This window comes from Caldalkalibacillus mannanilyticus JCM 10596 (assembly GCF_000615945.1).
In the GTDB taxonomy this organism is placed as follows: Bacteria; Bacillota; Bacilli; order Caldalkalibacillales; family JCM-10596; genus Bacillus_AT; species Bacillus_AT mannanilyticus.
In genome coordinates this window covers 52,665-61,095 of the sequence record NZ_BAMO01000031.1, presented here as the reverse complement: position 1 = coordinate 61,095, position 8,431 = coordinate 52,665, and the positions used below count along the sequence as shown (strand labels likewise).

The following is an 8,431-nucleotide window of genomic DNA, read 5'->3' as shown; positions in this document are numbered from 1 at the left end:
TAGATAGGCTGGTAAAACGATTTGATTACTCTTTTCAATTTTAACTGTAATCCCCCAATTCTTTAAAGCATCTACAACTCCGCCTGGCATAAGAAGGGCTTGATATAATGTGTTCGTATCTCCGATAGCATTGATTTGAAAAGGGGCAGCCGATTTGACATTGTTCACAATAATAGTAGGCCCAACACAACGAATCGCAGTGGAGTGAATCAGTCTTTGATCATTAATACTAATCCCTTCTGCTCCAGCAGCATACAATTCATTTACAACACGGCGGACATCCTGTTCATGAATAATATAATCATTTGGATTCTGGGCGTCACTAGCATATGAATTATCCTCCATTGTAATGATAATACCTTCGCCCTGTGCTTCGATTAATCCTGATAATAGTCGATAGGTTTCCAATTCTTTGTGAATAGAGGCAACTTCATCTTGAATATAGGACATTTCTTCTTCCTTTTCACTTACTCGTTGCTGAAGCTCTCGCAACTGTTGTTCGAGCTCCGTGTTTTCCATGTTGACTTGAAATATTTTGTCTCTCAATTGATCTTCTTTCTCCCATTGAGCAGGATTCTTTATTCCTTGATCTTCAATTGATTGAGTATAGTGATAAGAAAAGGAGAGTAAATATCCAGCGCAAAGAAAAACAATCGTGAGATATACATGTTTTTTTTTCACTTTCAGGTTCACGTTTTATTCCCCTTTCTTTTCTTCATCCTGTGCCGATTCTGCTTGAGCCGGGTCTTCTATCCAAATGACCCCATCGAAGAAGTAAAAAATCCCCTCTTCATGTGGCGTTTCTTCATAGATATTAGGATACATACTCAGATTCTCAGCAAACTTACGAATGGTTGTCCGAACTTCAAACCCGTCATTCATATAGAGGGTTAGTCGATACGGATCTGAAATCATCGGAGTAAGTGTGATCTCAGAGATGTTTTTCATTACGATAGTAGGAAGCTTAACTAATTCTTGACTTAATTCAATGATTCCCTCTTTGGTTGGCCAATCAGTAAGAATAGGCCGATCCACTCGTCCTGTATTCCAAGATCGATGCAGCAAGATATGTCCTGTTGACAACACGGGGTATAGCTGATCATCTTCCAACCAAAATGCCGTGTAAGGATGTTCAACCACATGAATCTTCAGTTTATTGGGAAAGTTTCGCTCTACCGTAACTTCACTTATCTCCACCATTTCATTTAGTTTGTTTTCAATAGAAGAAACACTAAAATTATAAAAAGACATTCCTATCTCAATATTGGCTTGAGTGTGTATATCAGCTTCTCGGAGGATTTGAGCCCCGGTAATTTCAATCTCAGCTAATTTAGAATAAGGAGATTGAAAATAGAGAATACATACGACAAAAAGAAAGAAAAAGACAACAAGAAACAAAAAAAGCTTATTAGGTTTTCGTTTTTGGGGAGGTTCTTTCAATCTCGGAATTCGATCATCATAAATAACATTACTATTGTTATTCATTGTTTCCTTGTCCTTTCGACTCGTAATAAAAACGGCATATATTTCATATGCCGTTTTTCGTATATGGTTACACTCGTTTAATATCTGCCCCTAAAAGTGACAACATCTCTTCTAGATTCTGATATCCTCTATCAATATAATGGATCTGCTTCACTGTGGTGGTTCCTCTTGCCGCTAATCCAGCAATAACTAAGGCTGCACCCGCTCGCAGATCAGTTGCTTCAACTTCTGATCCAGTTAAGCACTCGACTCCTCTAATAAACGCAGTGTTTAAATCGACAGCGATATGAGCACCTAATCGATTAAGTTCATCAACATGCTTTAGCCTACCTTCAAACACCGTTTCGGTAAGAATGGAGGTTCCTTCTACTGTTGCTAAATAAGACATGATTTGAGCTTGTAAATCAGTAGGAAAACCTGGAAAAGGGGCTGTTTGTAGAGGATCAATGGAATACAGCTTTTTCTTAGCGTGTATTTTTATTATATCATGGCTTGATTGAATTTCAACACCACTTGATCGTAATGTTCCTAACAATGTAGATAAATGCTCAGGAATCACATTATGAAGAGTCACTTCTCCCCTAGTGATTGAAGCTGCTAGAATAATGGTTCCTGCTATGATTCGATCAGGAATGATTTGATATTCGATAGGGCTAACTGATCAACCCCTTCGATCACAATTTTTTCTGTCCCTGCCCCCGATATCTTGGCTCCCATTTTACGGAGAAAATTCTGTAAGTCTACGATTTCAGGTTCTTTAGCTGCATTGGTGATGATCGTAGTCCCTTCTGCTAGAGTAGCAGCCATCATTAAGTTCTCAGTTGCACCTACACTTGGAAATCTAAGATGAAACTCAGCACCCTTCAGTCTAGAAGCACTGCAATACACTTCACCATGCCTTTCCACTATGGTGGCTCCTAAAGCCTTCAAGCCAGCTAAATGAAGATCAATAGGTCTTTCACCGATAGCACAACCACCTGGTCGAAATACAGTCACTTCTCCGAATCTTGCTAAAAGAGGTCCCATTAAAAAGATAGAGGAGCGCATTTTACCCATTAAGGTTTCTGGAATAACAGTAGAATGAATCGAAGTTGTATCGAGGGTCACTCTTTGACGGTGATGGTCTGTATGGACTCCCAATGACCTTAAAATCTCTAACATGACTTCTATATCAAGAAGCTGAGGAACATCGTCTAAGCATTGTTGTCCCGGTGCCAAGATAGCGCCTGCTAAGATGGGCAGTGCTGCATTCTTTGCACCGTGAATCCTCAACTCTCCAGAAAGAGGTTTTCCACCTACAATTTGTAATGATGCCAATGTCTCACCTCCGTTTAACCCTCGCCCACCACCTGTACTTCTGGATGCATCTCTACTCCAAACTTTTGTTGAATAGTAGATTTTATATGCTCAATTAAGGTGAGGACGTCTCTTGCTGAGGCGTTTCCTAAATTTACGATGAAATTGGCATGAAGTAATGAAATCTGAGCATCTCCTACTTGATACCCTTTTAACCCCGCTTCTTCTATTAACCTCCCCGCTGAATGAGGAGTGGGATTACGGAATACACTTCCACAACAGGGGTATTGTAAAGGCTGTGTTTTTCTTCGATAGTCTTTGTGAGTCGCTAAGGCATCCACAATATCTTTTCGTTCTCCATGAGCTAGTTGAAACTTGGCTTCTAAACAGATCCCCTTACGTTCATCCTGTAGAATGGAATGTCTATATGAGTATTTCAGTTCTTCATTACTTAATACTGCCAACGATCCATCTTCAAACAATATCTCAGCAGAATGTAATACACGTGAAACATCTGACCCATGTGCTCCGGCATTCATATAGACGGCGCCACCAACCGTGCCTGGTATTCCTCCAGCAAATTCAAGTCCTGTTAACCCTTGTTGTGCTACAATCGTGGCAAGTTTAATAAAGGAATAGCCCGCTCCCACCACCACTTGACTATCATCAATTTTGAGGTGATCTAGCCCTTCACCCAGCTTAATGACAACCCCTCGAATTCCCCCATCTCGAACAAGTAAATTGGATCCCCTACCAATTACTCGATATGGAAGCTGATGCGCAGCAATCTCACGCATCGTTGTAATGAGCCCTTCCCTATCTGAGGGTTGTATTAAGATGTCAGCTGGACCTCCTATTTTCCATGTTGTATGCTTAGCAAGTGGTTCATCTTTCCACACTTTTCCCACTTTCGCCTCAAGTAGTTTTTTAACCAAATCACTCATTGGAAACCTCCTCTAATGAATGCAGTCATTTGGGTCATCATCAGTCACGTTTACGGTAGTTTATGCTTATCTAGCAGAGGTGTGACAGACGCCTAATGCTTTTCATTTTGTACTATTTTCTTCATTAATTGGTAAATATGATGAGCAGCTTCTGGATAGCCTACTTGCCTAGAAGCCGTACTCATCTTCTTTAATTCGTTCTCGTCTTGCATCAGTTGAGCAATACTTTGATATAAAATATCCCCATTCAATTCTTTTTCTAGTATCACCTTCGCTGCTCCTTTTTCCTCCAGCCATCTAGCGTTTTTCTCCTGATGATTATTCGTAACATAAGGAGAAGGTATCAGAATAGAAGGTATACCTAAGGAAGTAATTTCAGCTAGAAAAGAAGCTCCTGCTCTATTTACAATCAGATCAGTAGCCGCCAGAACATCCGGCATGTTATAGACAAATGGCTTTAACGTCACTTGTTCTATGGATGCTCCCTTTTTTTCAACCTGCTCTCTGATCTCATTATAATGAACGTCACCCGTCACATAAACAAAATGGCAGTCTTTGAGCTTTGGAAGCTGATTAATCATTTCTAAGAAAGCAAGATTGATGGCTTTAGCTCCCCTGCTACCTCCAACAATCAAAATAATTTTTTTCGTTAATGGCAGGTTTAATGAGGCTCTTCCCTCTTTCCGGCTTGCCTGAGCGACTTCCGTAGCACGAGGGTTACCTGTAATTTCAATCGTAGAATGATTAAAAAACGATGCAGAACCTTCAAAGGATACAGCTATTGCTGAAGAGAATCTGCTAAGAAATTTATTTGTAAGACCTGGAATCACATTTTGTTCATGAATGAGTGTCGGAATCCCCAGTCTAGCCGCAGCAAAGACAACAGGGCCACAAACGTAGCCCCCTGTGCCAATGACAATGTTCGGTTTAAAATCTCTGATCATTTTTTTCGATTCTCTAACACTTTTAATAAATCTATAGATGGTTTTTAGATTATCTAACGATAGCTTTCTGCGAAACCCACTTACTTCAATACTTTGAAAGGGTATGTTCTCCCTAGGCACTATATCTGCCTCTAGCCCTTTAGACGACCCAACATATAAAAAGACTGAATCAGGTTCTTGTTGTTTTATTTCTTTAATAATGGATAGGGCGGGATAGATGTGTCCCCCCGTTCCTCCTCCAGAAATGAGTACTCTCATCTTCACTACTCACCTTCTCTATCTCGCATATCGCGATATATTTAACAGGACACCTATTGCTACAAGCATAAGTGTTAACGAAGATCCTCCATAGCTTAGCAATGGAAGGGTGATTCCAGTAACAGGAAACATTCCTGTGACAACTCCTATATTAATTACAACTTGTATAGCAATCATTCCTACGATCCCAGCCGCTAATAAACTTCCATATAAATCAGGGGCCGTAATGGCTACTCTCATTCCACGCCAGAGTAACAAGGCGAATAAGAGAAGGACCATCGCTCCACCTAGAAACCCAAGCTCTTCAGCTAATATAGCAAAGATAAAATCGGTTTGTGGTTCAGGCAGGTAATAGAATTTTTGACGGCTCATGCCAAGCCCTAAGCCCATGAGCCTCCTGGTCCAATCGCATACAAGGACTGGATAATTTGATACCCTGCTCCCAATGGATCCTGCCATGGATCTAAAAATGAAACAATCCTTTTCATCCGATATGGGGCGGCAATAACAAGGGCAGCAAATCCAGCTACTCCAATCATAGCCAACCCTGACAGGTGTAGCATCCGCGCTCCGGCGATATAGATCATGACTAGTGATGCACCTACCATGACAGTGCCTGTACCTAGATCAGGCTGAAGCATAATTAAACCAAAAGCTAGAAAGACAATCGCAAGAGGGGGCAATAACCCCTTCATCAATAAAACTATTTTTTTCTGGTTTTCCGAAAGAAACTTAGCTAGAAAGATAATCATACATATTTTAATAAATTCGGAGGGCTGAATGGAAAAAGCCCCTATTCCTAACCAGCTTCTAGATCCGTTTCGTAAAATCCCTACACCTGGGATAAGAACAATAACAAGAAGAGCAAAACAAATAATCAATCCAACCTTTGCCCATTTCCTCCACACCCAGTAATCAATATTCATGACAAAAAACATAGCTACAATACCCAATCCAGCAAAGAGAAGCTGGCGCTTTACAAAATAAAAGTAATCCTGATACTTATGAAAGGATATAATAGCACTGGCGCTATAAACCATTAATATTCCTATACTCAATATAGCAAGGGTCGAGAATACGATTAAGAAATCTGGAGTTGAACGTGCTTTTGCCAAGTATGGACACCTCAATTCATGCATAGATTAGGGCAAGCCCCTTATCTAAGTTTATGCACAGATTGAGTAAACATGTCCCCTCTCTCTTCAAATGAGGTAAATTGATCCCAGCTAGCTGATGCTGGAGAAAGAAGAACCACATCACCAGTCTGTGCAAATTGAGCAGCGGACTCCACTGCTTCATTAACATTATCGACACTGATGATTTGATTTACCCCTATTCTTTTAGCTACTTCGAGCATTTTTTTTGAATTTTGTCCATATGCCACTAAGGCTTTCACACGAGTGCGAAATAAGTCCTCCAGCTCATGGAAGTCGTCTCCGCGGTCTAGCCCCCCAGCAATGAGGACAACTGGAACTGAAAAAGATTCAACAGATTTTCGTGTAGCCACCGAATTTGTTGCTTTTGAATCGTTGTAATAGCGCACTCCTTCTACTTCACGGACAAATTGCAAACGGTGCTCTACTCCTTCAAAAGTAGTCAATACGTGACGGATGCGTTCGATTTTAGCACCTGCCTCTAAGGCTACAGATACTGCTGCTAAAGCATTTTCTACATTATGTGCCCCAATCAGCTTCAGCTCCTGTAGAGGGACTAGTTCTACGATGTTCCCCTGACGATCCTTAGAAACAATCTTCCCATCCTGAATAAAAGCCCCTCTAGAAACATCCGTTTTTCTACTGAACCATGCGATTTGAGAATGGAGCTGATCGGCTAGTCCCCTTGTCAACTCATGGTCATAGTTTAACACAGCTACATCATCTGCTCTTTGATTCGCAAATAATCTGGCTTTAGAAAAAACATAATGTTCTTTTGTATGATGATAGTCCAAGTGAGCGTCAAAGACATTGAGTAATGTAGCAATTCTAGGTCTAAATTGATCCGTTCCCAAGAGCTGAAAGCTACTCAGTTCTGCTACAAGCCATTGATCCTGTTGCGCTGTTTCTGCGACTTGTGAAAGAACCGTACCTATATTTCCAGCAATGATTGGCTCTCGGTCACTCTCTTTGAGCATCTCATAAATAAGCGTGGTGGTCGTTGTTTTCCCGTTGGATCCTGTAATCCCAATAATAGGAGCTTCTGAGATCAGGTAGGCAATCTCTACTTCTGTGACAATAGGAATGCCTTTCTTCTCTGCCTCTTGGAGAAAAGGAATATCAAAAGGAATCCCAGGATTTTTGACGATCATAGATACATTACCCTCTAATAGTTCTGTTGGGTGAGAACCGCAGATCACAGAAATCCCTAGCTGTTCTAATTCTTCAACTCCTTGACAGGATTCACGGACCTGTCTCTCATTTACTGTGACATTTGCACCTAAACGCACCAAAAGTTTGGCTACCGCAAGTCCGCTTTTAGCCAAACCTAAGACTATTATATTCTTATTTTGTATCGTTCCTACATTCTCTGTTTTCATTAAGCAAACACCTCAAAGTAGATTCCAATGCCAGCCAGACACATAGAGATAAACCAGAAGACAACAACAACCTTCCATTCAGACCAGCCCGATAATTCGAAGTGATGGTGAATGGGACTCATGCGGAAAATTCTTTTTCCTCTTGTTTTAAAGGAAATAACCTGAAGAACCACAGAGAAGGCCTCAAGAACAAAAATCCCCCCGATAATTAACAATAATAACTCTGTTTTGGTTAGAATCGCGATAGCGGCGATGGCTCCCCCGAGTGCCAGTGATCCCGTGTCTCCCATAAAAACTCTTGCAGGATGTGCATTATAGACTAAAAATCCTAAAACAGCCCCCACAACAGCCGCACTAAAAATGGCAATATCTATTTCTGAGCGCATGTAGCAATCACGGCAAGTGCACCAAAAGCAACGGCTGCCGTACCGGATAAAAGTCCATCAAGTCCATCTGTCAAATTGACCGCATTAGAAAAACCAATCATCATCAGGATCATAAAAGGAAAGTAAATCCATGCTAAGTCGATATTAAACTCTGTTCCAGGAATAAAAACCTGAGTCGAATGACCATTTTGATTTAATAAATAGTAAAAAATAAGGGCAATAATTAATTGACCGAATAACTTTTGTTTAGCTGTTAAACCAAGGTTTCTTTTCAAAACAATCTTAATAAAATCATCTAGAAAACCGAGCAAACCATACCCTAAAGTGACGAGCATAAGCAGAAAGATCTCCAGTGAATTTGTTGCAAATTTAAGAACCGTCACCGAGAGTGCCAGGAGGATAATCGTCCCCCCCATTGTAGGAGTTCCAGATTTTTTTTGATGAGATTGAGGACCTTCCTCTCTGATGCTTTGGCCAAATTTAAGGCGATGTAACAAAGGAATAAATAGTGGAGCAAGAAGAACCACAATTAAAAAAGCAGCAACGATGGTTAGTATGATAATTTGGGGCAAGGTTGACCCCCCT

Annotated in this window: 5 protein-coding genes and 3 pseudogenes; all 8 read right to left on the bottom strand. The window is 40.7% G+C overall.

The window, feature by feature from the left end; all coding sequences use genetic code 11:
• The coding region (locus JCM10596_RS16395) for a DUF881 domain-containing protein (RefSeq protein ID WP_051541356.1) at positions 1-693 on the bottom strand (693 nt) is incomplete at its 3' end.
• 3 nt (positions 694-696) lie between these two features.
• Positions 697-1,485: a cell division protein FtsQ/DivIB gene (locus JCM10596_RS16390; RefSeq protein ID WP_025028065.1), complete on the bottom strand. Its 789-nt coding sequence runs from the start codon at positions 1,483-1,485 to the stop codon at positions 697-699.
• Positions 1,486-1,552: 67 nt separating this feature from the next.
• Positions 1,553-2,802: pseudogene (gene murA, locus JCM10596_RS26045) on the bottom strand (UDP-N-acetylglucosamine 1-carboxyvinyltransferase).
• Between the two features lie 14 nt (positions 2,803-2,816).
• A complete protein-coding gene (gene murB / locus JCM10596_RS16380) occupies positions 2,817-3,725 on the bottom strand; it encodes a UDP-N-acetylmuramate dehydrogenase (protein WP_025028064.1) in 909 nt (302 codons plus the stop codon).
• 92 nt (positions 3,726-3,817) lie between these two features.
• Positions 3,818-4,927: an undecaprenyldiphospho-muramoylpentapeptide beta-N-acetylglucosaminyltransferase gene (gene murG / locus JCM10596_RS16375; RefSeq protein ID WP_025028063.1), complete on the bottom strand. Its 1,110-nt coding sequence runs from the start codon at positions 4,925-4,927 to the stop codon at positions 3,818-3,820.
• Positions 4,928-4,945: 18 nt separating this feature from the next.
• Positions 4,946-6,066 (bottom strand): annotated as a pseudogene (spoVE, locus tag JCM10596_RS26040) (stage V sporulation protein E).
• Positions 6,067-6,083: 17 nt separating this feature from the next.
• Positions 6,084-7,460 carry a UDP-N-acetylmuramoyl-L-alanine--D-glutamate ligase gene (murD, locus tag JCM10596_RS16365; protein WP_025028062.1) on the bottom strand — a complete coding sequence of 459 codons (1,377 nt, stop codon included), beginning with the start codon at positions 7,458-7,460 and terminating at the stop codon, positions 6,084-6,086.
• Positions 7,460-8,418: pseudogene (gene mraY / locus JCM10596_RS26035) on the bottom strand (phospho-N-acetylmuramoyl-pentapeptide-transferase). The gene murD and the pseudogene mraY overlap by 1 nt, the downstream one beginning before the upstream one ends.
• Positions 8,419-8,431 lie beyond the last annotated feature (13 nt).

Coding starts and splice junctions, on each gene's coding strand:
- JCM10596_RS16390 (WP_025028065.1), bottom strand. CDS start 1,485: ATGAATAACAATAGTAATGTTATTTATGATGATCGAATTCCGAGATTG.
- murB (WP_025028064.1), bottom strand. CDS start 3,725: ATGAGTGATTTGGTTAAAAAACTACTTGAGGCGAAAGTGGGAAAAGTG.
- murG (WP_025028063.1), bottom strand. CDS start 4,927: ATGAGAGTACTCATTTCTGGAGGAGGAACGGGGGGACACATCTATCCC.
- murD (WP_025028062.1), bottom strand. CDS start 7,460: ATGAAAACAGAGAATGTAGGAACGATACAAAATAAGAATATAATAGTC.